Origin of the sequence: Nocardioides plantarum, from assembly GCF_006346395.1 — a bacterium.
In the GTDB taxonomy this organism is placed as follows: domain Bacteria; phylum Actinomycetota; class Actinomycetes; order Propionibacteriales; family Nocardioidaceae; genus Nocardioides; species Nocardioides plantarum.
This window is the reverse complement of record NZ_VDMS01000001.1, coordinates 1,604,733-1,631,145: the sequence shown is the minus strand read 5'-3', so window position 1 is coordinate 1,631,145 and position 26,413 is coordinate 1,604,733. Positions and strand designations below refer to the sequence as shown.

Genomic DNA, 26,413 nt, shown 5'->3' with positions numbered 1-26,413 from the left:
CGAACCTCAGCCGGGCACGTAGTCGAACGCGTCGGGGTTGGGGCCGGTGCGACCCTCCTCGCCCTTGTCGAGGCCGCTGATCGAGGCGACCTCGGCGTCGGTGAGCTCGAAGTCGAAGATGCCGAAGTTCTCGGCCATCCGCTCGGGCGACGTCGTCTTGGGGAAGATGATGTCGCCGCGCTGCACGTGCCAGCGCAGGGTCACCTGCGACGGCGTCTTGTCGTGGGCCGAGGCGACCTCGGCGATGGTCGCGTCGTCGAGCACCGCGCCCTGCGCGATCGGCGACCAGGCCTCGACCAGCGCGCCGTGGCGGTGGGTCGCGGCGCGGGCCTCGTCGTTGAGGAAGAAGGGGTGCGCCTCGATCTGGTTGACGGCCGGGACGACGCCGGTCTCGGCCACGATCCGGTCGAGGTGGGCCGGCTGGAAGTTGGAGACGCCGACCGCGCGGGCGCGGCCCTCGGTGACGAACTCGGTCAGCGTGCGCCACGTCGAGACGTAGTCGCCGTCGTACAGGGTCGGCAGGGGCCAGTGGATGAGGAACAGGTCGATGTGGTCGAGGCCGAGCTTGGCCAGGGTCTCGCCGAACTCGCGCTTGGCGTCCTCCGGCCGGTGGAAGCCGTTGTTGAGCTTGCTGGTGACGAAGAGCTCGTCGCGCGGGATGCCGGACGCGGCGATCGCGACGCCGGTCTCCTGCTCGTTGCCGTACATCTGCGCGGTGTCGATGTGTCGGTAGCCGGCCTGGAGGGCCTTGCTGACGACGTCGGCGGTCTGCTCCGGGGGGACCTGGTAGTTGCCGAATCCCAGCTGGGGGATGGTCGTGCCGTTGTTGAGGGTCAGGGTCGGAACTGTCGTAGCCATACCTAGGACCACACCACGCGGGCCCCGATTGTTCCCAGACCCGTGGGGATGGGACCTGGGACACACGCTGGCCGTCCCCAGTTCTGGGGAAGTCGTCCGAGCGCCTGCCTGCGCCACCGGCCGGCGGGGCACCATGCGTCCACGCGACGCCGGTGGCGGGGAGGCAGGTGAGGACCGTGAGCAGTCGACCGCAGACGCGCGAGCTGGGGCGCGGAGCGGTCCGGTCCAACAAGGGCGACCGGGGCGTCGAGAAGCGGCTCGCGGCGCTCGGCGGGCTGACCGACGTCAGCGGCACCCGCCTGCTCGACCTCGGGTGCGGTGACGGCACCTACACCCGGCGGCTGGCTGCCCGCTTCGACCACGTCACGGGCGTCGACGTCGAGCCGGAGCGTCTCGCGATGTTCCGTGCCGAGGTGGCCGGCACCCCCCTCGAGGACAAGCTGGTCATCCACCAGATGCCCGGCGAGCGCCTCGACCTCCCTGATGCGTCGTTCGACGTGGTCACCATGATCGAGGTCATCGAGCACGTGGCGTCGGTCGAGGAGACCCTCGCCGAGGTACGCCGGGTGCTCGTCCCCGGCGGACGACTGCTCGTGACCACGCCCAACACGTGGTTCCCGTTCGAGACCCACGGGTTCTTCTTCCGCGGCAAGCGCCGTCCGCCGCAGTACGGCCCGTTCCTGACCTGGGTCCCGCCGCTGCACCGTCGGATGGCCGACGCGAGGACGTTCACGAGATCGGGCCTGGCGGCTCAGGCCGCCGCGCAGGGTCTGTACCTGGTCGGCTCCGACTACATGATGCCGCCGTTCGACCGGTCCGGCGTGGGCGGCCGGATCCGCACCGTGACCGACCGGGTCGAGCGGTCGCCGCTCAAGTTCCTCGGGATGGCGCTCGTGCTCGTCTTCGAGAAGACGTAGCCGCGCTCTGGGGGAGCGTCAGCCGACCGGGAGGGCCGCGTCGTCCAGGGCCAGGTCGACCAGCAGCGAGGCGTGCGCGACGGCGGAGTCGATGACCGGCAGCGGTGCGTCGGCGGCGTCGACGAGCAGCCCGATCTCGGTGCAGGCCAGCACGACCGCGTCGGCACCGCGGGCGGACAGGTCGCGCATCACGTCGACGTACGCCGCCCGCGACTCGTCGCGGAAGATGCCCTGGGTGATCTCGTCGAAGACCACACGGTCGACGAGCTCGCGGCCGGCCGCGTCGGGCACGACGACGGAGATGCCGTGGGTGGCGAGGCGCTCGGCGTAGAACGTCTCCTCCATCACCCAGCGGGCGCCGAGCAGGCCGAGGGTGGTCCAGCCGTGGCGCTGCGCGACCGCGGCGACGGCGTCGGCGATGTGGACGGCGGGCACGTCGGACTCGGCTGCGGCACCCTCGAGGGCCGCGAAGTTCTTGTGCATCAGGTTGGTGCACAGGCCGACGAGGTCGGCGCCGCCGGCGACGCAGCGGCGGGTGGCGTCGGCGAGCAGCTCGGCCGAGCCGGCCCAGTCGCCACGGACCTGGCAGTCGCGGACGTCGGCGAAGTCGAGCGACTGCAGGGAGATCCGCGCCGAGGCGTGACCTCCGAGGCGGGCTGCGACCTGCTCGTTGATCAGCCGGTAGTAGGTCACGGTCGAGTGCCAGGACATGCCGCCGACGAGGCCGATGGTCTTCATGCTCCCACCATCGCCGTTCGACGGCCCCCTAGGAAGACCCGTCCTCGTAGGGCGAGGCATAGCATCTGCTTATGGCTCTGGACCCGCGTCGCCTCCTCATCCTGCGCGACGTGGCCCGGGCGGGCTCGATCAGCGCGGCCGCCCGGGAGCTCGGCTGGACCCAGCCCGCGGTCAGCCAGCACCTGGCCCGTCTCGAGCGCGAGGCCGGCGTCCCGCTGCTGCTGCGAGGCCCCGGCGGGGTCACGCCCACCGAGGCCGGCAGCGTCCTGCTGCGGCGCGCCGACGTCGTCGCCGCCGAGCTCCACGCCGCCGAGGAGGAGCTCGCGGCGCTGACCCACCTGCGCGCGGGCCGGGTGCGCCTGGTCGCGTTCCCGTCCGCCGCCGCGACCCTGGTGCCCGACGCGATCGGGGCCCTGGCCGCCGACCACCCCGACGTCGAGGTCGGCCTCGACGAGGCGGAACCGCCCGAGGCCCTGGCTGCGGTGGCCGCGGGCGACGCCGACCTCGCGCTCGTCTTCGGGTACGACGGCCCGCCGCTCGGTCTCGGCGCCCTGGTCTGGCAGCGACTGCTGGACGAGCCGGTGCACCTGGTCGTCCCGCCCGGGCGGCGCGGTCCCGGCCGCGGCGGCTTGGCCGCGCTCGCCGACGCCGACTGGATCGGCGGCTGCGTCCGCTGCCGCACCCACCTCGTGGCCTGCTGCGAGGACGCCGGCTTCACCCCGACCGTCCGTCACACGACCGACGACTACGTGGTGGTGCAGAACCTCGTCGCCCGCGGCCTGGGCGTCACGGTCCTCCCGGCGTCGGCGCTGGCGGCCTACCGGCACCCCGACGTACGCGTCGTGCCGATGCCCTCGCTCGGTCGCCGGCACGTCGGGCTCGCCTTCCGGCCCGGGGCCGACGCCGTACCGGCGACCGCCGCGCTGGTCGCGCGGCTGGCAGTCGTCGCCGGCTGACTCAGGTCGGACCGAGCGTCCGGACCTCCTCGCGCAGGCGCCCCATCTGGTCGTCGAGGTCGGTGGCGATCGCCGCGACCTGGCGCAGGGTCTCGCGCAGGTGGGACGGCACCGCGCCGTCGTACTTGTAGTAGACCTGGTGCTCGACCGAGGCCCAGAAGTCCATCGCGATGGTGCGGATCTGCACCTCGACCGGCACCTGCACGGTGCGGTCGGAGAGGAAGACCGGCACCTGCACGATCAGGTGCAGGCTCTGGTAGCCGTTGGCCTTGGGCGAGGCGATGTAGTCCTTGGTCTGCAGCACCGTGAGGTCCGGCTGTCGGGTGAGCATCTCGGCCAGGCGGTAGGTGTCGTCGACGAAGGCGCAGGTCACCCGGATGCCGGCGATGTCGCGGATGGTGCCGCGGATCGCCTCGAGGTCGGGCGGCACGCCGAGCCGGGTCGCCTTGGCCAGCAGGCTGTCGAGGGTCTTCAACCGGGTCTTGACGTGCTCGATCGGGCCGTAGCCCTGCGTCTCCTCGAACTCCTCGCGCAGGATCGTGATCTTGGTCAGCACCTCGTCCATGCCGAACTTGTACTGCTGGCGGAACCGGCCCAGACGGGCCTGGACCTCGCGCATCACGACGTCGGGGTCGCGGTCGGTGGCCTCGGGCCCGGCCAGGGCGGAGAAGAAGTCGACGTAGCTGCCGGCTGCGGTCACGCCACGACCCTAGGCGGTGCCGGGAACAACCCCGGTGGGGCCGGGGTTGAACCCTGTGTCAGACTTGAGCCATCGGGACTCAACTTCTCTGACTCCCCACCGCACAACCACCGCACCACACCGATCCTGATCCCACCAAGCACGGAGGAACACCACCATGGCACGAGCTGTCGGCATCGACCTCGGCACGACGAACAGCGTCGTCTCGGTCCTCGAGGGCGGCGAGCCCACCGTCATCGCCAACGCCGAGGGTGCGCGCACCACGCCCTCGGTCGTGGCCTTCGCCAAGTCCGGCGAGGTCCTGGTCGGCGAGGTCGCCAAGCGCCAGGCCGTCACCAACGTCGACCGCACGATCCGGTCGGTCAAGCGCCACATGGGCGAGGACTGGAAGGTCCAGGTCGACGACAAGTCGTTCACCCCCCAGCAGATCAGCGCGTTCATCCTGCAGAAGCTCAAGCGCGACGCGGAGGCCTACCTCGGCGAGACGGTCACCGACGCGGTGATCACCGTCCCGGCGTACTTCTCCGACTCGCAGCGCCAGGCCACCAAGGAGGCCGGCGAGATCGCGGGCCTCAACGTGAGCCGCATCGTCAACGAGCCCACCGCCGCCGCCCTGGCCTACGGCCTCGACAAGGGTGACGACCAGACGATCCTCGTCTTCGACCTCGGTGGCGGCACGTTCGACGTGTCCCTCCTCGAGATCGGCGAGGGCGTCGTCGAGGTCAAGGCGACCTCGGGCGACAACCACCTCGGTGGTGACGACTGGGACAACAAGATCGTCGAGTGGATGGTCACCAAGTTCAAGAACGCCAACGGCGTCGACCTGGCGGCCGACAAGATCGCCAAGCAGCGTCTGCAGGAGGCCGCCGAGAAGGCCAAGATCGAGCTGTCCTCCTCGAGCGAGACCACGATCCACCTGCCCTACATCACCCACGGCGAGTCCGGCCCGCTCCACTTCGAGGAGAAGCTCACCCGCAGCGAGTTCCAGAAGCTGACGGCCGACCTGCTCGACCGCACCAAGACCCCGTTCAAGAACGTCCTCAAGGACGGCGGCGTCGCGGTCGACAAGATCGACCACGTCGTGCTCGTCGGCGGCTCGACCCGGATGCCCGCGGTCAGCGACGTCGTCAAGGAGCTGCTCGGCGGCAAGGAGGCCAACAAGGGCGTCAACCCCGACGAGGTCGTCGCCATCGGCGCGGCCCTGCAGGCCGGTGTGCTCAAGGGCGAGGTCAAGGACGTCCTGCTCCTCGACGTCACCCCGCTGTCCCTCGGCATCGAGACCAAGGGCGGCGCGATGACCAACCTCATCGAGCGCAACACCACGATCCCCACCAAGCGGTCCGAGATCTTCACGACCGCCGACGACAACCAGCCGTCGGTCGAGATCAAGGTCGCCCAGGGCGAGCGCCCCTTCTGGCGCGACAACCAGCCCCTCGGCAACTTCGAGCTGACCGGCCTGCCGCCGGCACCGCGCGGCGTACCGAAGATCGAGGTCACCTTCGACATCGACGCCAACGGCATCGTGCACGTCACCGCCAAGGACCAGGGCTCCGGCAAGGAGCAGTCGATGACGATCTCGGGCGGCTCCGCGCTGTCCAAGGACGACATCGACCGGATGGTCAAGGAGGCCGAGCAGTACGCCGAGGACGATGCCAAGCGCCGCGAGGCCGTCGAGACCCGCAACCAGGGCGACCAGCTCGTCTACACGACCGAGAAGTTCCTGGCCGACAACGGCGACAAGATCCCCGAGGACGTCACCACCGAGGTGCAGGCCGACCTCGACGCCCTCAAGGCCACCCTCGAGGACGCGGAGGCGTCGTCCGAGACGATCACCGCCGGCATCAGCAAGCTCAACGAGTCCTCGCAGAAGATGGGTGCCGCCATGTACGCCGCCGCCGAGGCCGACCAGGCCGCCGCGGGTGGCTCCACCGGCGCCACGGGCGAGGGCGACGACGACATCGTCGACGCTGACGTGGTCGACGCCGAGGTCGTCGACGACGAGAAGCCTGCGGACGACAAGTGACCGAGCGTCCCGAAGACGTCACGCCGGAGGGGGAGGGCGTCGAGCAGACGCCCTTCCCCGACGGGGAGATGGCCAACGAGACCGAGGTCGAGGCCCCGCTCGAGCCTGCCGCCGAGCCCGAGGTGGCCGAGTCCCCGGGCGACCGTCTCGTCGTGGCCGAGCGCCTCGCCGAGGAGCGGCTCGCCGACCTGCAGCGTCTGCAGGCCGAGTACCTCAACTACAAGCGGCGGGTCGAGCGCGACCGCGAGCTCGTGGTCCAGAACGCGAAGTTCACCGCGCTCGCCCCGATCACCGAGGTGCTCGACAACATCGACCGCGCCAAGGAGCACGGAGAGCTCGACCCCGGGTTCAAGTCGGTCGCCGACCAGCTCGAGCGGGTCGTCGCGACGGCCGGCCTGGTCAAGTTCGGCGCGGCGGGCGACGCGTTCGACCCGACGGTCCACGAGGCCCTGAGCCACCTCGGGCCCGACCCCGAGGTCACGGTGACCACGGTCAAGGTGATCGCCAAGGCCGGCTACAAGATCGGCGACCGGGTCGTGCGCGCCGCGCAGGTCCTCGTCGTCGACCCCGAGTAGCAGCAGACCCAGGAGAGGAGGAGGGATGGCTGACAACGACGGCTTCAAGCCCGAGTGGGCCCAGAAGGACTTCTACGCCGTGCTCGGCGTGGGCAAGGACGCCCCCGCGGCCGACGTCAAGAAGGCCTACAAGCGGCTGGCGCGCGACAACCATCCCGACACCCACCCCGGTGACGACGAGCGCCTCGAGAAGTTCAAGGCGGTCGCCGAGGCCTACGACGTCGTCGGCGACACCGCCAAGCGGGCCAAGTACGACGAGATGCGCCGGCTCTACGGCTCCGGCGCGCCCTCCGGCTTCGGCGGGGGCGGTGGCGGCGGGTTCAACGACCTGTTCGGCGACCGGGCCCGCGGGGCCGGCGGCAGCGGTGGGCTCGGCGACATGTTCGGCGACCTCTTCGGCGGCGCGGGCGCCCGGCGTACCCAGCAGCCGCGGCGGCCCGCCAAGGGCGGCGACGTCGAGACCAGCGCGACGATCTCGTTCGTCGATGCCCTCGAGGGCGTCACCATCTCGCTGCGGCTCTCGTCCGACGCGCCGTGCCCGACCTGCTCCGGCACCGGCGGCAAGCCCGGCACCAAGCCGCACATCTGTCCCGAGTGCGACGGCGCCGGCTACGTCGTCGCCGGGGTCGGCGGGGCGTTCTCGATCAACGAGACCTGCCCCGGCTGCGGCGGCCGCCAGCTCGTCTACGACGACAAGTGCCCGACCTGCCACGGCAGCGGGCGCGGCACCTCCGCACGCACCATCCAGGCCCGCATCCCCGCGGGCGTCAAGGACGGCCAGCGCATCCGGCTGCGAGGCAAGGGCCAGGCCGGCGACAACGGCGGCCCGGCCGGCGACCTGTTCGTCGTGGTCAAGGTCTCGCCCCACCGCGTGTTCGCGCGGTCCGGCGACAACCTGACCCTCGACGTACCCGTCTCGTTCGACGAGGTCGCCCTGGGCGCCGAGATCAAGGTCCCCACCCTCAACGGCGCCCCGGTCACGTTGCGCATCCCGGCCGGCACCCCCAACGGGCGGACCTTCCGGGTGCGGGGGCGCGGCGCCACCAAGGCCGACGGCACCCGCGGCGACCTGCTCGCCACCGTGCAGGTGCACGTGCCGGCGGTGCTCGACCAGGCTGCGCGGGAGGCCGTCGAGGCCTACCGCGAGGCCACCGCCGGCAAGCCGCTGCGAGCGGGGCTGTTCGAGGACGCCAGGTGAACAACCCGACGACGCCGCCCCCCGACGCGCCGATCTACGTCATCAGCGTCGCCGCCCAGCTGACCGGGCTGCACCCGCAGACCCTGCGCACCTACGAGCGGATGGGCCTGATCACCCCGGGCCGCACCGGCGGGGGCGGTCGTCGCTACAGCCACCACGACCTCGAGCTGCTGCGCTCGATCGCCGAGCTCACCTCCTCCGGCATCGGCATCGAGGGCGTCCGCCGCATCCTCGAGCTCGAGCACCAGGTCCTGGCCCTCCGGGCCCGCAACGACGAGCTGCAGCACGAGCTCGCCGCCACGCGCGACGCGTTGCGTCAAGCCATGACGGCCCGGGCCGCCGAGGGGCCGCCCTCACGACTGCCCGCCCTGCGCGACCCCACCGCCAGCCAGGCGCTGGTCGTGTGGCGACGCGGGCGCTGAGTCCACAAGACCCGGGTTGGTGAGGCCCTGCTACAACTGGGCATGGCTACCGACGTCCTCGAACCCCACCCGCTCGTCCGCCTGCTCGACAAGCCGGCGCACACGTTCACGGTCGACGACCTCGTCCGCGCGGTCGAGGAGCTGGGGCTCGAGCAGGTCAACCTGCGCTACGTCGGCGGCGACGGTCGGCTCAAGACGATCGCGTTCCCGATCACCTCGCGCGAGCACCTGGTCGGGGTCCTGGCCCGGGGCGAGCGGGTCGACGGCTCCAGCATCTTCCCGGGGGCCGCCACCGAGGCGAGCGACGTCTACATCGTCCCGCGGCACCGCACGGCGTTCCTCAACCCGTTCGGCGAGCGCAGGTCGCTCGACGTGCTCTGCTCGTTCTACGACCAGGACGGCCAGCCGCTGTCCTACGCCCGCGAGCAGGTCGTACGCCGCGCCGCCGACGCGCTCGTGCGGGAGACCGGTCTCGTGCTCGAGGCGTTCGGCGAGCTGGAGTACTACCTGGTCGGCGAGCCCGACCGGGTCTTCCCCGTCGAGGAGGAGCGCGGCTACCAGGAGTCGGCGCCGTTCTCCAAGGGGCAGCGGGTCCGCGAGCAGGTCCTCGGTCACCTCTCCTCCATGGGCGTCCGCCTGAAGTACGCGCACGGCGAGGTCGGCAACATCCTCGAGGAGCACCGGCAGCTGGTGCAGCACGAGATCGAGCTCTGGCCCGTGCCGGTGGAGCAGGCCGCGGACGCGCTCGTGCTCGCCAAGTGGGTCGTGCGCGAGGTCGCCGCCTCCCACGGCCTCGAGGTGACCTTCGCCCCGTCGGTGAGCCCCGACGGGGCCGGCAGCGGGCTGCACGTGCACAGCCGGCTGGTGCGCGACGACGCCAGCGCGATCGTCGACGACGGCCTCAACGACACCGGCCGCCGGCTGATCGCCGGCTACCTGACCCATGCCAAGGCCCTGACGGCCTTCGGCAACACGGTCCCGACGTCCTACCTGCGGTTCACCGACGGCGACGAGTCGCCGGAGGGGATCAGCTGGGGCGAGACCGACCGCACCGGCCTGGTCCGCGTGCCGCTCGCCTGGACCGGTGACGTGCTGCCCGACATGATCGCCCATGCCAACCCCGGCACCCCCGAGAGCGACGTGCCGAGCCACGAGCCCGCCGTACACCCGCAGACGATCGAGCTGCGTCTGGGCGACGGGTCGGCCGACGTCCACCTGCTCCTCGCCGGGATGGCCGTCGCGGCCCGTGTCGGCCTGGCCGACCCCGACGCGCTCGAGAAGGCCGAGCGCCTCGGCACCGACGCCCACCGCCGCTTCGAGCAGCTGCCGACGTCGTGCGAGGAGTCGGCCGACGAGCTGGAGAAGCAGCGGAAGGTCTTCGAGGCCGACGGGGTCTTCCCGGCCTCGCTCGTCGACCAGGTGCTCGAGGAGCTGCGCGCCGCGGGCGGGGCCAAGCTGATGAAGAAGGTGGCCAAGGACGAGGAGGCGCGCTCCGACCTCGTCCGCCGCTACTGGCACGTGGGCTGAGCCCGCGGCACGCGTGGCTAGGGGGTGTCCCACGTGCGCAGGCTCGGCCGGTAGACGAGCTCGAGGGTGTCGGAGTCCAGGGCGTGGCTCTCGAGCAGCTCCAGGTCGAAGTCTCCCGCGCCGGCGAAGATCGGCTCGGCCCCCGTCTGGCCCGAGATCACCGGGAACAGCGTCAGCTGCACGCGGTCGACCAGTCCGGCGGCCAGCAACGCGCGGTTGAGGGTCAGGCTGCCGTGCGACCGCAACGGCACGTCGGACTCTGCCTTGAGCCTCGCCACGGTCTCGACCGGGTCCCCGCTGACGACGGTCGCGTCCGGCCAGTCGAGGGGGTCCGCCAGGGTCGAGGAGACGACGTACGTCGGCAGGCTCCGCATCCGGTCCACCCACGGGTCGCGCACGTCGTCGCCCTCGCTGCTCGCTGCCAGCATCCGCGCGAACGCGCGGTAGGTGTGGGCGCCGAAGACCATCCGCTGCTCGCCGTCGTACGCCGCGAGCCGATGGGCGAGCAGCTCCGGGCCCTGCTTGCCCCAGTAGCCGCCCCAGTCGCCCGGGGCGTCGTAGGAGGCGAAGCCGTCGATGCTGGAGAAGATGTCGAAGGTGTAGGTCGCAGTCATGCGCGTGTCGACCGGGGCGGCCGCACGGACTCATCTCTCCTCCGCCCGGAGGTCGAGCTTCGGCCCCAGCGGCCAGCCTTGAGGAGCTCGTCCGAGTCTGTGCACAGGATGCCGTCAGGGCTTTCATTCGAACATGTGTTCTAGTATCCTAGGGGCATGCCCGCCGCCCTCGCCGACACCGCCGTGACCCCGGCGTTGCTGCTCGACGAGGTCCGCCGTGCCCGCGCTGCGGCCGAGGCCGCCGAAGCCCGGATCATGGAGCTGGCCGTGGAGTGGGCTCACGCCCACCCCGTCCTCGAGGGTGGTGAGGGGTGGCAGATCACCACCGCGACCGGGGTGCCCTACGCCGAGGTCGACGGGACCGCGATGGCGTTGGACCCCGCCGACCCCGCCAGCGAGGATCTGGTGGAGTGGTGCGGCATCCCGCCGGTGGCCTGGGATGCCCCCGCGGCGTTCGCTGCGGCCAACAAGATGTCCACCGCCTCGGGCAAACGCCTGATCCGTGACGCGTTGATCCTGCACCACCGTCTGCCCAGGACCTGGGCGCGTGTCACCGGTGGTGAGGTCCCCGCCTGGCGGGCCCGTCGGGTCGCCGATGCCGTCCTGGCCGCACCGGCCGACGTGGTGGCCTACGTCGATGACCAGATCGCCCCCGTGGTCGGCACCATCGGCACCGTCACTCTCGACCACGTGGTGGACCAGGCGATGATGCTGCTGCACGCCGAGGCCCGCGAAGCCGACCAAGCCTGCGCCACCGAGTCCCACGAGGTCCGCTTCCACAGTGACGCCCAACCCGACGGCACCGCCGAGCTGTTCGCCCGCGGGGACTGGAAGGACCTCCACGACCTCCACCAGACCCTCACCCACGTCGCTGCAGCCCTCAAGGCCGCCGGCGACGACACCGACCTCGACGTACGCCGCGCCCGCGCCCTAGGTGTCCTGGCCGACCCCGCCCAAGCCCTCGCCCTGCTCAACGGTGCCGAGGCGCCCACACCGTCCAAGCAGGCCGTGCTCTTCCTCCACCTGACCGACCTCGGACTGCTCGGCCTGGACCCCGTCGCCCTCAACGACACCACCCGCCACGCCATGCTCGCCCAGCAGGTCCGCGACTGGCTGGCCCGCACCGACACCCACGTCGTGGTCAAGCCCGTCCTCGACCTCGCCGAGGACCTCCACACCGAGTCCTACGCCATCCCCACCCGGCTACGTGAGCAGACCCAGCTCCTGCATCCCACCTGTGTGTTCCCCTGGTGCACCCGCCCCTCGCGACGCTGCGACTGCGACCACATCGACGCCTGGTCGACCGAACCCGGCCAAGGCGGGGCGACCTGCTCGCACAACCTCGCCCCCCTGTGCCGACATCACCACCGACTGAAAACCCACACCGCCTGGACCTACCGGCGCCTCGACACCCGACTCTTCCTGTGGACCGACCCCCACGGGTTCCACTACCTGCGCGACCACGCCGGCACGTCCGTCGTCGACCGACAACGGGAGGCGACCGCACCGAGTGCGCTGCCGGCCGCTCAGCCGGAGCCGGACTGAGTAGTCGGGCTCATCCCGTTGACCGATGTCGTACCTATCGTGCGGCCCGTGCTGCGATTCCTCGTGACGTGACCTCCTCCATGGCCGTGATCATCTGCTTGGTCGCCCTCGCGAGCTGTCTCACCTCCTTCGGCGACACCGCTCTCGGAGCCACGGGCGACCACCGCGTCGTGGCCCCGGGCCAGCCGATCACGGGTGAGGTCCTCAACCCGGACGGCGACATCCACGTGACCCTCGTTCCCGCCACGGAGCCCTATCCCGAGGGCGCAGAGAACTCGCCGAAGGCGTCTACCGCGTCGAGGTCACCGACGCGAAGTGGCGGAGCGAAGGCACCTACTTCGTCGAGGTGGTCGTCACCGGCGTCGCGGGCTACGACCCTGCCATCACCCTGTCGGAGGACAAGCGAACGGCCATCCTGACCGGCTGGGCCCCGGGCCGCGAGGTGACCCTGACGGTCACGGACCGCAACGTCGGACGTCAGGTGGCCGGCCCTCTCACCGGTACGCCGGACGCCGACGGGCGGCTCGCCCTCCGGCTCTGGCCCGTCGGCACCATCGACAACGGGTGGGACCCGCTGCTCCTCACGATCTAGTCACCACGGCGGACGGGCCGGACGGCGGCCGATGAGGCACGATCGCGAGCGTGTCCCTGACCACCCCGACGCTCACCACCGACCGCCTCCGGCTCCGGCCGTTCGAGGACACCGATGCTGACGCGCTCTTCGCGCTGCAGAGCAACGCCGTCGTGCTCCGTTACTGGGACTCACCACCCTGGACCGATTCCGCCCGGACCGACCGGTTCCTCGCCACCAGCCGTCAGCTGGCCGTCGACGGCAGCGGGGCGCGGCTGGTCGTCGAGCGCGGGGCCGACGGAGCCTTCCTGGGCTGGTGCGGCATCTCCGGCTGGAACCCGGCCTTCCGCAGCGCCTCGCTGACCTACTGCCTCACCGAGGCGGCGTGGGGTCACGGCTACGCGACCGAGGCCGCGCGAGCCCTGCTCACCTGGGCCTACGCGACGCTCGACCTCAACCGGGTCCAGGCCGAGGCCGACACCCGCAACGTGCCGTCGGCCCGCGTGCTGGAGAAGCTCGGGTTCGTGCTCGAGGGCACGCTGCGCGAGGACTGCGTCGTCGACGGCGTGGTGTCGGACTCGTGGGTCTACGGGCTGCTCGAGCGCGAGTGGCGTCGCTCTCGACCGACCCCACCGGCTCCGCTGGGTGCCCGGTGATCAAGGCCCCCCAGCGATGACGACGAACCGCGATCATGACGTCGTCGGATGACCTAGAGTCCTCGCATGCGCCCGCTTCCCGTGGCCGCAGTCGTTCTCGGGACGCTCGTGTCGTCGCTCTCGATGCCGGTTGCGCCTGCCTTCTCCGACCTCGCGCCGACGGCGTCCACCTCCGCCTCCGACATCGACCTCGATGCTCCTGTTCCCGGTTCGCTGCTGCCCGGTCGACCGCGACTGCCCAACGGTGCGCGGTTCCTGGGAGCCGACGAGAGCTACGTGCTCTACAACACCGGACACCTCGACCCGACCACCGGCGAGCTCGGGCTCACCCTCGCGACGCGTTTCGACGGCATCCCCGTCCGGCAGTTCGAGCAGGCCGGATCGTTCACGGTGCGGTACGCCGACGGCTACGTGCTGACGAGCCGTGCGTCCTCCGACAACGAGGTGGACGTGACCCGCGAGGAGGCCCGCACCGGCGACCCGGCGGGGTCCATCGACGACCTGGTCGACGTCGTCGCCGTCGACGACGAGTGGGTCATGACGGCAGACCAGGTCTTCTGGTTCGACGGACGTCCTCCTGTCGCACTCTCCGCGTCACTGGACGACCACGTGCAGACCCGCCAGGTCCTCGGTGACTCCGACCTGGCCGTCCTCAGCTCCGACGACGGAAGCGACCCGGTCGTCGTCACGCCCGGCACCGGGCTGGTGACCGAGGTCGAGCACGGTTCCGAGCGGATCCGGGTGCTGGCGGCGCGGGGCGGGTCCGACCCGGTGCTCTGGGGTCGTCACGCCGAGGGCCTCGTGCGCTGGACCGACCCGGCCCACGACGCGGGCCGCACCGACGTGCCGAGCGACCTGGTGCCGAGCGCCGGCGGACTCGCCGGCGACCGCCTGCTCGGTCTGCTGGGTCCCGACGGTGCCCGGTGGATCTCCGAGATCGACCCCGTCACCGGGCGGGCCGGCCCCGTCCTGGTCCCCGACGCGGGAGCCGGATTCTCCAGCGGTGACGCTCCCATCGTCGGGGTCCCGACGGTCCAGGCCGGTGACGAGCTGGTCGTCTCGGTGGGTCCGGCTCCGGAGGGAGACCTGGTCGCAGTCGCCGCCGACGGGGTGCGCACGCTCGGCGGCCCGACCCCCAGCCTGCTCGCGGCCCGCGGGATCACGCGCGCCGGCAATATCGTGCGGGCGGCCTTCGGCGAGAACGGCGGCAGCGCGGGCGAGGCCGAGCTCGACCTCGGAGCCCTCCGGCGCCGCTGGACCCCCGTCGACGCGTCCACGCCCCCGCCCGTGCTCCCGCCCGACCCGCCGAGCGCGCCCATCGCGACCTGCGCCGACGGAGCCGTGCCCAAGGTCGACGACGTCCGTGGCCGCTGGCAGCTCGAAAAGTGCGCCGGCACCGAGCACTACGTGACCGACCGCCACGGCGTGCTGGCTCCCCACCGCCTGCCGGGACTCGGGTCGCTGCTGGGCGCCGATCACGTCCTCTCCCTCGTGGGTGAGGGCAGTGCGCCGTCCGACCGCCGCTACGCCGTCGTCGTGACCACGCTCGACGCCCGTCACCTCGAGCGCGTCTACGGCCCGCTCTCGTCCGAGACGTTCGACCTCGCCGTCGACGCGACCGGTGACGGCGACCCGATCTACGTCGACCCGGCCGGGCAGATCCGGATCGCTCACAGCAGCGGCCTGGCCGATCGGCAGCCACCGGTGATCAAGACGACCCGTCGCCTGCCGACGTACGTCGCCACGGTCCGTCCGGGCCGCCTGGACTACGCCGCGACGGCGACCGACTCGGTCGACGGTGGCGCCGTCACGATCAGGGTGGATGCCCGACGGACCAGGGACGGGAAGGTCGTGAGGACGTGGTCCACGCTCTCCGGCTCCTCGGACGGCGCGGTGAGCGTCGCGACCGCTCCGGGCGACGAGTGGTGCTTCCGCACGGTCGCGGCCGACCGCACCGGCAACAGCACCACCGCCGGCGCCGCGTGCTCCCTCGCCCCGCGCGACGACACGGCGCTGCGCGTGACCGGGTCGGCGACCCGGGCCCGCGCGGCCTCCTACCTGGGAGGGTCGGCCACGGTGGTTCGCGGCACCCGGCCCGGTGTCGCCGTACCCGCGGGCCGCGGCAAGACGACGTACCTCTGGCTGCGGACCGGGCCCAATCTCGGCAACGCCGCCGTCTTCGCCGGCAGTCGTCGGCTGATGAGCGTCCGTACCACGTCGGCCCGCTCCGGCGTCCGCGTCGTGGCGGTCCGTACGACGGGGCGCGCCCTGACGGTGCGAGCCACCACCGCCCGTCCTGTGGCCGTCGACGCCTACGGCTACGGCCTCTGAGCCCGCGTTCCGGGCCTGCGCGGAATCGGAGCCGACCCACCGCCCTCGTTACAGTCCTGGGCTATGACACTCGATGAGTTCCGCGTCGCGGTGATCGTGCCCTGCTACAACGAGGAGCTCACGATCGGCACGGTCGTCGCCGACCTGCGCGCCGCGGTGCCCCACGCCGAGATCTACGTCTACGACAACAACTCCTCCGACAGGACCAGTCAGGTCGCCGCGGAGGCAGGCGCGATCGTCCGCTTCGAGAGCCGCAAGGGCAAGGGCAACGTCGTACGCCGGGCCTTCGCCGACATCGAGGCCGACGTCTACCTGATGATCGACGGCGACGACACCTACGACGCTGCGGCCGCGCCCCGCCTCATCGAGACGCTGGTGAGCGGCCCGCTCGACCACGTGGTCGGCGTACGCGTCGACAGCAACGTCGACGACGGCAGCTACCGACCCGGCCACGCGATGGGCAACGCGGCGTTCAACAAGGTCACCACCCTGATGTTCGGCGAGCAGGTCAGCGACATGCTGTCCGGCTACCGCGCGTTCTCGCGGCGCTACGTCAAGTCGTTCCCGGCCAACTCCGAGGAGTTCGAGATCGAGACCGAGCTGACGATCCACGCCGCCAACCTCCGGGTGCCGCAGGCCGAGGTGCCGATCGCGTTCAAGGACCGACCCGAGGGCTCGGAGTCCAAGCTGCGCACGTTCCGCGACGGCTTCAAGATCCTGGGGCTCCTGGGCCACCTGCTGCTGCACGAGCGTCCCCTGCTGGTGATGGGTTACGCCGGACTCCTCAGCGCCGTGGTCAGCCTGATCCTCGGGGTGCCGGTGATCCTCGACTTCGTCGACACCGGGCTCGTCGAGCGGTTCCCCACGGCGTTCCTGGCGTCCTCGTTGATGGTGCTCGCGGCGCTGCTCGTCGGCGTCGGCATGGTGATGAACGCCGTCCTGCGCGGCACCCGCGAGACCCGTCGGCTGTTCTACCTCCAGCTGCCCGCCATGTCGGCGGAGCGGCCCGCGACCCACGCGCGCAGCTGAGGTGGCCCTGCTCGACAACAGCGCCCACCGCTACCTCGTGGTGGGGCTGGCCAACACCGCGCTCGACCTGCTGCTGTTCTCGCTGATGGCGGTCGTGCTCGACGTCCCCGCCGTGCCGGCCAACGTGATCTCGACCGTCGCGGTGATGACGGTGAGCTTCTTCGTCAACCGGGCGTGGGTGTTCCGTGCCGAGTCGGCCGGGATCAAGGCTGCCGTCGGGTTCGTCTCGGTGACGCTCTTCTCGGGACTGGTGCTGCAGTCACTGGTCATCCTCGGCGTGATCGCCGCGGCCCACGGCGTCGTCCCCGACCTGCCCGACGAGGTCGTCAAACCCGGAGCCAAGGTCGTCGCGATGGGGGTGGGGATGGTGTCGAACTTCCTCGGCTACCGCTGGGTGTTCGGCTCGAGCGCCGGCTCCGGCGATGGCCGGTCCTCGACCGCGAGCAGCAGCAGCACGATCGCCAACCCGTAGGTGAAGGCCAGCACGTAGCGCCCGCCCGCGCTCAGCGGGGAGACCCCGGCGATCGCCAGCTGCAGCGCGAACGGCAACGCCCACAGCCAGGCGAAGCGACGGCGGGCGGCGATCGCCGCGACCAGCAGCAGCACCACGACGATCGTGCGGACGCCGTGCGACAGCACCGGCCGGCACGCCGACACCTGGTAGCAGTCGAAGGCCCGGTCGCGGGTCCAGGCGCGCGCGGTCTGGTTGACCTCCAACGGCGCGACCCGGTGGCCGTCGATCGTGCGGTCGTACGCCGGGGACCAGGGCGGGTACCAGTCGGTGCCCTCGTCGAAGGGGTCGAGGTAGCGGTAGGACTTCAGGAACAGGCCGTCGACGAAGGCCCCGGGATAGCGCGACGCGACGTCGAGCACGATCGCGTCGAACGTGTCCCAGTCCTCGGGCTGCACCGTCTCGTAGCGGAAGCTCGACGTCTTGCGCGACAGCGGCCCGGTCGACTTCAGCGGGTCCGACGTCGAGGGGTCGAAGCTGGCCACGAACGCGTCGAGGTCGAAGATCCGCGACAGGTCCTCGCGCTGGTCGGCGGTGAGCGCGTCGGGGTGCTCGTTGAGCATCAGCGCGAGGACCTGCAGCTGCACCCCCTTGGTCTCGATCGGGTCCGAGGGGATCAGCGCACCGGCCGACGTCAGCGCCATGATCGCGCCGTGCACGAGCACCGCGGGCAGGCCGACCGCGACGAGCACCGCGACCCGCTCCCGCCTGCGGAACGCCATGACCACGGCCTGCGCGACCAGCAGGATCCACCCGAACTGCACCGTGACGGCCATCAGGAGCGAGACGACGAACGTCTCGACGTACCAGCGTCGCCCGAGCGCCCGCACCGCCCCGTCGGAGTGCAGCAGCCGCGCGAGCAGCGCCAGCCACCACACGAACGCTGCGCAGAACAGCTGGTTCTTGTGCTCGGCCAGGCTCCAGAGCGCGATCAGCGGGCTCAGCGCGAGCACGGCCAGGGCGGCGGTGCGGGGCCGCCAGCCCGGCACCAGCGTGCCGAGGATCGCCAGCGCCCGCCCGAAGGCCACCAGGGTCAGCAGGGCCGAGGCCGCCGACATCACCAGCAGCGCCGGCACCAGGCTGTCGAAGACGGCGATGCTCGCCGAGCTCACCGAGCCGTAGGCCAGCATCAGGAAGAACGGGTGGTGGTTGGACCATAGGCTGTCGCCGTCGGTGACCAGGTAGGACGACGTGGGGTAGTCGACGTAGGGGATCGTGCCGCTGCCGTCGGCGAACGGCGAGCTCCCGGCGAAGTCGGAGCGACGCGACACGAACTCGGTGAACATGTTGGACGGGTCGGGACTCGGCTGGCCGGGGAACGAGCTGAGGAACCACGGCAGCCACAGCACCGCGAGCACCAGCGACACCCGCCACCATCGCGCGTAGGTCCATTCGACCAGGCCGACCAGCCGGGCCAGGCGCGCCGGCACCCCGGGCGCCGGGTCGGTCCCCGGCTCCGACCGGTCCCGGGACAGCAGTGTCCGCAGGCCCAGGAACACCACGGCGTACGCCGCCAGCGACAGCACCAGGAACAGCGCGGCGAGCACCGGGTGGTCGCCGACCTCGCGGGTCAGCAGCGGGTACGGCGACCCGTCGTCGGCCAGGTAGCGGGCCGCCAGCCCGGCCGTCGTCGCCACCGCGAGGACCACCACGACGACCCACGCGACCGCCGACGGCACCCACGCGCGGAGGGACCGCACAGCGCCAGCGAGCATGCGGCGGACTCTATCTGTGGCCACCTTCCTAGGATGGTGCCGCCATGAGCCGACTCGTCCCGACCCGCCCCCGCCACCGGGTCGCCGTCCTCGGGGCCCTCGTCGCGCTGGTGCTGCTGTTCCTCAGCCCGACCTTCGGGCGCGCCGACGTGAGCGGGCAGTACCGCCCCGAGCTGCCGCCCGACGGGCTGACCAACGGCTGCTACCCGCTGCCGGGCGGGGTCGTGCCCGACTTCGACTACGTGCTGCGGCACGACGGCGACACCGTCGACGCCCACGGGATCCACCGGCGGGTCGTGCTCCACTTCGACCGGGTCGACGCCGACGAGGCGATCTCGACCATCACCGCCCAGCTGACGGCTGCCGGGGTGGCCGACGACGTGACCGTCCGCGCCCGCGACTTCCCCGACGTGCCCGACGACGCGGTCGTGCGCGGCGAGATGACCCTCGACCTGCCCTCGATCGGCGTCCAGTCCGACGACCCGGTCTGCGAGGACCCCAACTCGACCAAGCGCTTCACCCCCGATCTCCTGGACCGCTCGTGAGCGCGCTCCGTCAGCGCTGGAGCGACCTCGGTCGTCCCGAGCGGGTCCTGGTCTGGCTCTTCCTGGCCACCGTCGTGCTCAAGGCCTACGTCTACCTCGGTGTCGCCGGCGACGTGCTGGTCGGCGACGAGGCCTACTACCTCGACTCCGGGCGGGCGCTGTCCAACGCCGTGCGCGACGTGGTCTGGCTGCGCGGCCCCGACACGGCCGAGATGGACCGCATCGTCGTCGGCAGCGGCTGGTTCATGCCCGGCATGTCGGTGGCGCTGACCCCCCTCTACCTCCTGGTCCCCGGCGCCTCGGTGGCCGGCGCGCGGGCCTACCTCGCCGTCTTCACCACGATCCTGCTGCTCGTCACGGTCCTGCGGGTCCGCCGTACCCTCGGCAACGCCCCGGCCGGCGCGATCCTCGTCTACCCCGGCCTCGTCCCGACGTACGCCGCCTTCGGCGCGGCCGGGTGGGGGGACAGTGCCGCCGGCCTGGTCGCCGTGCTGATGCTCTGCCAGGCGATCGAGATGCTGCGCCGGGTGCGTGAGCACGGCACGATCTCGTGGCGCTCGGGGGTGGCGCTCGGCACCCTGGCGATCGTCGCCGTCTACTTCCGCTCCAGCGTGAGCCTGCTCGTCGTCGGCGTCCTCGGCGTCACGTTCGTGGTGTCGATGATGCTCGCCGCCCGCCCCGAGCGCGGCCGGGTCGTCGTCTCCTACGTCGCCGCAGGCATCGCGTTCCTCGCGATCCTGGCCCCGTGGAGCCTCGGCGCGTCGGCGGCGCTCGAGGCCCGGGTGATCACGACCGTGTCGGTCCCCACGGTGCGGGCCAACACCTTCGGCGACCGCGACCTGCTCTGCTTCGGTGAGTGCGACGCCGGCAGCAGCATCTGGTTCGCCCCGCTTCGCTACTCCCGCGAGCACGCCCGCGCCACCGGCCTCAGCGAGGTCGAGATCGCCGACGAGATGTCGGCCTACGCCCGTCGCGACGTCACCTCGACGTCCTACGCCCGCGACGTCGCCATCAACACCGGCCGCTACTTCGGCAAGCCCGCCCGCTTCGCCACGCTGCTGCGCTGGAAGGACGGCCCGGTCGACATCGTGCCGGTGGCCGAGATCGGCACCAACGCGCTGTTCTACCCCTTCAGCCTGCTGATCCTGGTGGTGCTCGGGGCGTGGACGAGACGGTCGTTCGACCATCAGCTGCAGCTGGTGCTGCTGAAGGTCGGCATCCTCGCCCTGATGGTGCAGCCGTTCGTGCACATCGCCGGGCCGCGCTACTGGACCACCCTCGCGCCGCTGCTCGGCCTCGGCGCCGCGCTGCTCTGGTCGATCCGCCGCGATCGTCACGACGACGTGCCGCGGGCCGAGGGCGCCGTCCCGCGCCTGCTGTACGCCGCCCAGGTCGCCCTGGGTCTGTTCGCCCTGGCGGTCGTCGTCACGGTCGGGCTGCTGGCCATCTGACTAGTCTTCGCGGGTGGACTGGCTCAGCGACTGGCTCGGGGACTACGTCCGTGGGCTCGACTGGTTGGCGTTCCTGACCATCCCGCTGTTCACCGGCGTGATCGGCTGGCTGATCAACTGGTCGGGCCTGATCATGCTGTTCGCGCCGCTGCGCTTCCACGGCGTCCGCGTGCCGGGCATGAAGGAGCTCGCCACGGTGCTGCCGCGCAAGCTCCAGGAGATGCCCGGCGTGCTGCAGGGCGGCATCGGCTGGCAGGGCATCGTCCCCGCACGTGCGGCCAAGATGGGCAGCATCGCGGTCGACAAGGCCATCGCCAAGCTCGGCACGCCCGCGGAGTTCTACCAGCAGCTCGAGCCCGACCGGATCGCCGAGCACATCGTCACGGTCTTCCGTCCCGAGGTCCCCGAGCTCGTCGACCGGGTGCTGACGGCCGAGAGCCCGCGGCTGTGGCGCGACCTGCCGCAGCCGCTCAAGGAGGCGGTCTACCACCGGGTGCAGGCACAGCTGCCCAGCGTCGTCGGCACGGTGACCACCGAGATCGGGATCCACATCGACCAGCTGCTCGACCCGAAGATCATGGTGATCGACCACTTCCAGGACAACCCCGACCTGGTGGTGCGGATCTTCCGCGACTTCGGCCAGAAGGAGCTGGACATGATGGTCCGGTTCGGCTTCGTCTTCGGGTTCCTGCTCGGCATCCCCGTCGCCGTCATCGACAGCGTGGGCCATCAGGGCTGGCTGCTGCCCGTGCTGGGCGTGGTCGTCGGCTGGACCACCAACGCGCTCGGGATGTGGCTGATCTTCGAGCCGCCGGAGCCCCGGCGGATCCTCGGGATCACCTGGCACGGGTTGTTCCTCAAGCGGCAGAGCGAGGCCGCCGAGGTCTACGCGAAGATCATCGCCGACGACGTGATCACCCTCGAGCGGATCGGCACCTTCCTCCTCGAGGGCCCCCGCGGCGACCGCACCCGCCAGATGCTGGCGACCGCGCTGCGGCCCGCGATCGACCAGGCGGCCGGGCCGGCCCGCGGCGCCCTGCGCGTCGCCATCGGCGGGGCCCGCTTCGACGCGATCCGCGACCAGGTGGCCAGCGAGGCCGTCGGCCGCACCCTCACGCCGTTCCAGGACCCCGAGTTCAGCGCCCGCCAGGCCGGCCGGATCCGTGGGCTCATCGCGACCCGCACCAAGGAGCTGCCGCCGCGCGACTTCGTCGACATGATGCGCTCGGCCATCAAGGAGGACGAGTGGATGCTCTACGCCCACGGCGCGATCATGGGAGCCGCCGGGGGGTTCCTGCACCTCGCGGTCTTCGGCACTCAGGGACACTGATCTCGTGAGTGAGATCCGCAAGCCCGGTGAGTCGCTGCCCGAGTCTGCCTCCGCCCTGGCCCGTGTGGCTGCGACCGCCGCCTGGCACACCGCCGGCTGGGGCGTGCGTACGACGGCCAGGGGAGCGCGACGGGTCGGCCGAGCCGCGACCGACCGCGACGAGGCCGCCGCCCTGGCCCATGACGCCGGCGAGGCCATCGCCGCCGTCGGCGAGCTCGCCCGGGCGGCGTCCCAGGGCACCCCGCTGGGCAAGGCCCTGGTCAACGCCGGCGCGACCCTCGGCGGCCTCGTGCCTGAGCCGGTCACCGACGCGGTCAACGGCCACGTCGTGGCGTCGCGCACCGTCACCCACCGGCCCGAGCCGCCCGAGCCCACGCTGCGCGAGCGCGGCCAGGAGCTGCTCGTCCGGTCGCGCGACGTCTGGAGCACCGACCAGGGGCACCCCGCCTTCGGTCGTATCCTCGACGAGGTCGCGCCCGACGAGGCCCGCATCCTGATGCTGCTGCTCAACCACGGCCCCCAGCCCAGCGTCGACGTCCGCACCGGCGGGCCGGTCGGGATGGTGTCGTCGCAGCTCATCGCACCCGGGCTCACGATGATCGGGGCGCGCGCCGGGCTGCGCTACGTCGACCAGGTGCCGTCCTACCTCAACAACCTGTTCCGCCTCGGCCTGGTCTGGTTCTCGCGCGAGTCCCTGCGCGACCCGCTGGAGTACCAGGTCGTCGAGGCCCAGCCCGACGTCCTGGCCGCGATGCACTCGGTGAAGTTCGCCAAGGTCGTGCGTCGCTCGATCCACCTCACGCCGTTCGGCGAGGACTTCTGCCGTACCTGCCTGGTCGAGGAGGACGCTGCCGCCGCCGACTTCCCCGAGCACGCCACCCCCGGCGATGGCGAGGCGGTCGGACCGGCCTGACCGCGACCCTCAGTCTCCCGAGGGCACCGTGGCGGTGATGACGGTGCCGTCGGCCCGGCGGGTGCCGACCGGGTTGGGCGGCTCGCCGTCGATGCGGGGGCCGTGGCCGTCGAGGGGCCAGACGACGGCGGGGGCGCCGGGAGCGACCTCGACCTCGGTGCCCCGGATGTCGAAGGTCAGGGTGCCGTCGCCGTCCTCGACGACGAGGTCGACCTCGTCCTCGGTGACGACGATCTTGACGCGGGTGCCGCGCAGGGTGAGCCGGAAGGTGAGGTGGTCCCAGCCGTCGGGCAGGCGCGGGTCGAGGTACCAGTGGCCCTGGCCCAGGTCGCGGAAGCCGCCGAACCCGGCGACCAGCGCGCTCCAGACACCGCCGGTGGAGGCCACGTGGACCCCGTCGGAGGTGTTGGCGTGCCGGTCGGCGAGGTCGACGAACAGCGAGGCGTGGAAGTAGCGCAGGGCGAGGTCGTGGTAGCCGACCTCGGCCGCGACGATCGACTGCACGACGGCCGACAGCGTCGAGTCACCGGTGGTGATCGGGTCGTAGTAGTCGAAGTCGGCCTTCTTCTGCTCGAGCGTGAACTCGGCGCCGCGCAGGAACAGCGCGAGCACGACGTCGGCCTGCTTGAGCACCTGGAACCGGTAGATGACCAGCGGGTGGAAGTGCAGCAGCAGCGGGCGCTTCTCGACCGGCGTGTGCCCGAGGTCCCACATCTCGCGCTCGAGGAAGTGGGCGTCCTGCGGGTGGATGCCGAGGTGCTCGTCGAAGGGGATCATCATCCCCGCCGCGCAGCGCTCCCACTCGGCGACCTCGCCGTCGCGCAGCTCGACGCGCGCGGCCATCGCGCGATAGTTGTCGGGCCGCTTGCGCTGGATGAACCGCACGGCCTCGGCGGCGCGCTGCAGGTTGTAGCGGGCCATCACGTTCGTGTAGAGGTTGTCGTTGACGACGGTGGTGTACTCGTCGGGCCCGGTGACGCCGTGGATGTGGAACGTGCCGCCGTTCTCGTCGCGCCAGAACCCGAGGTCGGCCCACAGCCGGGCGGTCTCGACGAGGATGTCGATCGCCGCGCGGTCGAGGAACTCGTAGTCGCCGGTGGCCTCGACGTACTGGTTGAGCGCGAAGGCGATGTCGGCGTCGATGTGGTACTGCGCGGTGCCGGCCGCGTAGTAGGCCGAGGCCTCCTCGCCGTTGATGGTGCGCCACGCGTAGAGCGCGCCGCGCTGGGCCAGCGCCCGGGCCCGCACGCGCGCCGACTCGAGGAGCCCGTGTCGGAAGCGCAGGGCGTTACGGGCCGCCCACGGGTTGGTGTAGGTGAGGAACGGCATCACGTAGATCTCGGTGTCCCAGAAGTAGTGACCGCCGTAGCCGGACCCGGTCACCCCCTTGGCCGGGATGCCGGCGCCGTCGGCGCGCGCCGAGGCCTGCGCGATGCTGAACAGGTTCCAGCGCGCCGCCTGCTGCAGCCCGGGCTGGCCGCCGATCTCGACGTCGGAGCGCTCCCAGAACGCCTCGAGCCACTCGCGCTGCGTGCGACGCAGGCTCTCGAGGCCCTCGGCGTGCAGCCGGTCGAGGGTGCGGTTGCAGCGGTCGAGCAGCTCGGCGGTGGGCACCACGCGTGCGGTGTAGTAGCTGACCGACTTGGTCAGCGTGATCGTGTTGCCCGGCTGTGCGTCGACGGTGTAGACCGCGCGCAGCAGGTCGTCGCCGCGCTGCAGCTCGTGGTGGTGGGTGTCGACGGTCTCGAGGTCGTGGTCGACCGCGATCGCCACCGACATCCCCGAGTTGGCGCAGCGGTAGCGCAGCGCCATCCGGTCGTGCGGCATGGCGGCGTGGTCGCCCTCGGGCTCGAGCACCCGGTGCGCGAAGTCGCTGGCCTTGCGCGGGTCGAACCCGCCGCCGGACGCGGTCTTGGCCATCTCGACCGAGGCGCCCCGGTCGGCGTCCTGGCGGTTGATCACCTGCGAGCTGATGATGATCGGCGCGGCCTCGTCGAGCAGGGTGACCTCGAAGGTCATCACCGCCACGTGGCGCTGGTGGAACGACACCATCCGGGTGCTGTCGATCTGCACCCGCTTGCCGCTCGGGGTGCGCCACACGACGTGGCGCTTGAGGATGCCGGTGCGGAAGTCGAGGCTGCGCTCGTAGTCGACGATGTCGGCCGTCGACAGCTCCAGCGGCTCGTCGTCGACGTAGAGGCGGATCACCTTGGCGTCGGGGGCGTTGACGATGGTCTGGCCGACCTTGGCGAAGCCGAACGCCTCCTCGGCGTGCTGGATCGGCCACGTCTCGTGGAAGCCGTTGATGAAGGTGCCGTTGGCGTGGAAGTCGCGGCTCTCCTCGTAGTTGCCGCGCAGCCCGAGGTAGCCGTTGCCGACGCTGAACACCGACTCGGTCGTGCCGAGGTCGGAGTCGTCGAAGCGGGTCTCGACCAGCCGCCACTCGTCGATCGGGAACCGGTCCCGGTCGAGCGGGTCGACGGCCGGAGGGGCCTCGTGGCTCGCGCCGTGGCGGTCCTCGAACTCGGGGTCCACGGTGCTCATGCGGTGCCCTCCTGGACCAGCTCCTGCAGGTCGGTCACCACGACATCGGCCCCGGCCGCCGTCAGCGCCTCGTGGCCGGCGCCGCGGTCGACGCCGATCACCAGCGCGAAGTCTCCGGCCGCGCCGGCCTTGACCCCGTTGATCGCGTCCTCGACGACGACGGCGCTGTCGTCGGGCACGCCGAGCTCGCGGGCCGCCTCCTCGAACATGTCGGGGGCGGGCTTGCCCTTCAGGCCCTTCTCGGTCGCCACACCGCCGTGGACGACGGTGGCGAAGTAGTCGGTGACCCCGGCGGCGGCGAGCACGTCGGGTGCGTTCTTGGACGACGACACGATCGCCATCGGCATCCCGGCCGCACGCAGCTGGTCGAGCAGGCGCACCGACCCCGGGTAGGCCTCGACGCCGTCGCGGCGCAGCACCTCGCCGAACGCGTCGTTCTTGCGGTTGCCGAGCCCGCACACGGTCTCGCTGCCCGCGGCCTGATCGGCGGGATCGTCGGGTCTGCCGTCGTCGAGACGAATGTCGCGCGAGGCGAGGAAGTCGCGCACGCCGTCGTAGCGCGGCTTGCCGTCGACGTGCTCGAAGTAGTCGGCGTCGGTGTAGGGCGCCTGTCCCTCCCGGGTGGCCAGGAACTCGTTGAACATCGTCGCCCACGCGCGCATGTGCACCTCCGCGGTCGGGGTGATCACCCCGTCGAGGTCGAAGAGCACAGCCCGGTACGTCGTCCAGTCGACAGCCATGGTT

Annotated in this window: 24 protein-coding genes; 17 read left to right on the top strand and 7 right to left on the bottom strand. The window is 71.6% G+C overall.

All coding sequences use genetic code 11. The features are described from left to right. Positions 1 to 6: 6 nt before the first annotated feature. Entirely contained in the window at positions 7 to 858 is an 852-nt protein-coding gene (locus FJQ56_RS07650; RefSeq protein WP_140008618.1) for an aldo/keto reductase, read from the bottom strand. A gap of 176 nt (positions 859 to 1,034) precedes the next feature. Here FJQ56_RS07650 and FJQ56_RS07645 point away from each other — a divergent pair, with 176 nt between their 5' ends. Further along, entirely contained in the window at positions 1,035 to 1,775 is a 741-nt protein-coding gene (locus tag FJQ56_RS07645) for a class I SAM-dependent methyltransferase (protein WP_140008616.1), read from the top strand. A gap of 18 nt (positions 1,776 to 1,793) precedes the next feature. Here the strand turns inward: FJQ56_RS07645 and FJQ56_RS07640 are convergent, their stop codons facing one another. Next, positions 1,794 to 2,513 carry an aspartate/glutamate racemase family protein gene (locus FJQ56_RS07640; protein WP_140008614.1) on the bottom strand — a complete coding sequence of 240 codons (720 nt, stop codon included), beginning with the start codon at positions 2,511 to 2,513 and terminating at the stop codon, positions 1,794 to 1,796. Between the two features lie 71 nt (positions 2,514 to 2,584). Between FJQ56_RS07640 and FJQ56_RS07635 the strand changes: the two genes are divergently transcribed. Then, positions 2,585 to 3,469: a LysR family transcriptional regulator gene (locus FJQ56_RS07635; protein ID WP_211350783.1), complete on the top strand. Its 885-nt coding sequence runs from the start codon at positions 2,585 to 2,587 to the stop codon at positions 3,467 to 3,469. A gap of 1 nt (position 3,470) precedes the next feature. On the opposite strand, the gene FJQ56_RS07630 is transcribed toward FJQ56_RS07635, so the two are convergent. Beyond that, positions 3,471 to 4,169 carry a GTP pyrophosphokinase gene (locus FJQ56_RS07630; RefSeq protein ID WP_246084029.1) on the bottom strand — a complete coding sequence of 233 codons (699 nt, stop codon included), beginning with the start codon at positions 4,167 to 4,169 and terminating at the stop codon, positions 3,471 to 3,473. Positions 4,170 to 4,326: 157 nt separating this feature from the next. Between FJQ56_RS07630 and dnaK the strand changes: the two genes are divergently transcribed. Genes dnaK through FJQ56_RS07605 form a run of 5 tightly spaced genes read left to right on the top strand, consistent with a single transcriptional unit; the run spans position 4,327 to position 9,914 of the window. Then, on the top strand, positions 4,327 to 6,192 hold the full coding sequence (dnaK, locus tag FJQ56_RS07625; protein ID WP_140008612.1) for a molecular chaperone DnaK: 1,866 nt from the start codon (positions 4,327 to 4,329) through the stop codon (positions 6,190 to 6,192). Continuing rightward, positions 6,189 to 6,767 (top strand): nucleotide exchange factor GrpE, encoded by a 579-nt coding sequence (gene grpE / locus FJQ56_RS07620; RefSeq protein ID WP_246084028.1) that lies wholly within the window; start codon positions 6,189 to 6,191, stop codon positions 6,765 to 6,767. The genes dnaK and grpE overlap by 4 nt, the downstream gene beginning before the upstream one ends. 25 nt (positions 6,768 to 6,792) lie before the next feature. Next, positions 6,793 to 7,965 (top strand): molecular chaperone DnaJ, encoded by a 1,173-nt coding sequence (gene dnaJ, locus FJQ56_RS07615; RefSeq protein WP_140008610.1) that lies wholly within the window; start codon positions 6,793 to 6,795, stop codon positions 7,963 to 7,965. Further along, positions 7,962 to 8,387, top strand: coding sequence for a heat shock protein transcriptional repressor HspR (locus FJQ56_RS07610; RefSeq protein WP_140008608.1), 426 nt, complete (start codon positions 7,962 to 7,964; stop codon positions 8,385 to 8,387). The genes dnaJ and FJQ56_RS07610 overlap by 4 nt, the downstream gene beginning before the upstream one ends. Before the next feature lie 42 nt (positions 8,388 to 8,429). Beyond that, positions 8,430 to 9,914 (top strand): glutamine synthetase beta-grasp domain-containing protein, encoded by a 1,485-nt coding sequence (locus FJQ56_RS07605; RefSeq protein WP_140008607.1) that lies wholly within the window; start codon positions 8,430 to 8,432, stop codon positions 9,912 to 9,914. A gap of 17 nt (positions 9,915 to 9,931) precedes the next feature. On the opposite strand, the gene FJQ56_RS07600 is transcribed toward FJQ56_RS07605, so the two are convergent. Next, entirely contained in the window at positions 9,932 to 10,528 is a 597-nt protein-coding gene (locus FJQ56_RS07600) for a dihydrofolate reductase family protein (protein WP_140008605.1), read from the bottom strand. Between the two features lie 156 nt (positions 10,529 to 10,684). Between FJQ56_RS07600 and FJQ56_RS22055 the strand changes: the two genes are divergently transcribed. The 6 genes from FJQ56_RS22055 to FJQ56_RS07570 all read left to right on the top strand — a co-directional run bounded on the left by FJQ56_RS22055 (position 10,685) and on the right by FJQ56_RS07570 (position 17,132). Then, positions 10,685 to 12,073: an HNH endonuclease signature motif containing protein gene (locus FJQ56_RS22055; RefSeq protein WP_170215307.1), complete on the top strand. Its 1,389-nt coding sequence runs from the start codon at positions 10,685 to 10,687 to the stop codon at positions 12,071 to 12,073. A 346-nt stretch (positions 12,074 to 12,419) separates the two neighbouring features. Continuing rightward, positions 12,420 to 12,665 carry a hypothetical protein gene (locus tag FJQ56_RS07590; protein ID WP_140008603.1) on the top strand — a complete coding sequence of 82 codons (246 nt, stop codon included), beginning with the start codon at positions 12,420 to 12,422 and terminating at the stop codon, positions 12,663 to 12,665. Positions 12,666 to 12,715: 50 nt separating this feature from the next. Continuing rightward, positions 12,716 to 13,300, top strand: coding sequence for a GNAT family N-acetyltransferase (locus tag FJQ56_RS07585; protein WP_246084027.1), 585 nt, complete (start codon positions 12,716 to 12,718; stop codon positions 13,298 to 13,300). Between the two features lie 66 nt (positions 13,301 to 13,366). Then, entirely contained in the window at positions 13,367 to 15,631 is a 2,265-nt protein-coding gene (locus FJQ56_RS07580; RefSeq protein ID WP_140008599.1) for a hypothetical protein, read from the top strand. Positions 15,632 to 15,694: 63 nt separating this feature from the next. Further along, positions 15,695 to 16,660 (top strand): glycosyltransferase, encoded by a 966-nt coding sequence (locus tag FJQ56_RS07575; protein WP_140008597.1) that lies wholly within the window; start codon positions 15,695 to 15,697, stop codon positions 16,658 to 16,660. Position 16,661: 1 nt separating this feature from the next. Continuing rightward, the gene (locus FJQ56_RS07570; RefSeq protein ID WP_140008595.1) at positions 16,662 to 17,132 is read left to right on the top strand and encodes a GtrA family protein; all 471 of its coding nucleotides are present in this window, start codon (positions 16,662 to 16,664) and stop codon (positions 17,130 to 17,132) included. Here FJQ56_RS07570 and FJQ56_RS07565 read toward each other — a convergent pair. Further along, positions 17,045 to 18,886, bottom strand: coding sequence for a DUF6020 family protein (locus tag FJQ56_RS07565; RefSeq protein WP_140008593.1), 1,842 nt, complete (start codon positions 18,884 to 18,886; stop codon positions 17,045 to 17,047). The genes FJQ56_RS07570 and FJQ56_RS07565 overlap by 88 nt on opposite strands. Positions 18,887 to 18,930: 44 nt before the next feature. On the opposite strand from FJQ56_RS07565, the gene FJQ56_RS07560 reads away from it, so the two are divergent. The 4 genes from FJQ56_RS07560 to FJQ56_RS22395 are packed head-to-tail and all read left to right on the top strand — an operon-like array spanning position 18,931 to position 23,125. Continuing rightward, the gene (locus FJQ56_RS07560; RefSeq protein WP_140008591.1) at positions 18,931 to 19,431 is read left to right on the top strand and encodes a hypothetical protein; all 501 of its coding nucleotides are present in this window, start codon (positions 18,931 to 18,933) and stop codon (positions 19,429 to 19,431) included. After that, complete coding sequence (locus FJQ56_RS07555) at positions 19,428 to 20,882, top strand: hypothetical protein (RefSeq protein ID WP_140008589.1); 1,455 nt, start codon at positions 19,428 to 19,430, stop codon at positions 20,880 to 20,882. Before FJQ56_RS07560 ends, FJQ56_RS07555 begins: the two co-directional genes overlap by 4 nt. A gap of 13 nt (positions 20,883 to 20,895) precedes the next feature. Beyond that, a complete protein-coding gene (locus tag FJQ56_RS07550) occupies positions 20,896 to 22,212 on the top strand; it encodes a DUF445 domain-containing protein (protein WP_140008587.1) in 1,317 nt (438 codons plus the stop codon). Positions 22,213 to 22,216: 4 nt separating this feature from the next. Next, entirely contained in the window at positions 22,217 to 23,125 is a 909-nt protein-coding gene (locus FJQ56_RS22395) for an Abi-alpha family protein (RefSeq protein WP_211350782.1), read from the top strand. A 9-nt stretch (positions 23,126 to 23,134) separates the two neighbouring features. Here FJQ56_RS22395 and FJQ56_RS07540 read toward each other — a convergent pair whose 3' ends face one another. Together FJQ56_RS07540 and FJQ56_RS07535 are read right to left on the bottom strand one after the other, a co-directional pair. Next, on the bottom strand, positions 23,135 to 25,669 hold the full coding sequence (locus FJQ56_RS07540; protein ID WP_140008585.1) for a glycoside hydrolase family 65 protein: 2,535 nt from the start codon (positions 25,667 to 25,669) through the stop codon (positions 23,135 to 23,137). Then, on the bottom strand, positions 25,666 to 26,409 hold the full coding sequence (locus FJQ56_RS07535; protein ID WP_140008583.1) for an HAD family hydrolase: 744 nt from the start codon (positions 26,407 to 26,409) through the stop codon (positions 25,666 to 25,668). The genes FJQ56_RS07540 and FJQ56_RS07535 overlap by 4 nt, the downstream gene beginning before the upstream one ends. Between the last annotated feature and the right edge of the window lie 4 nt (positions 26,410 to 26,413).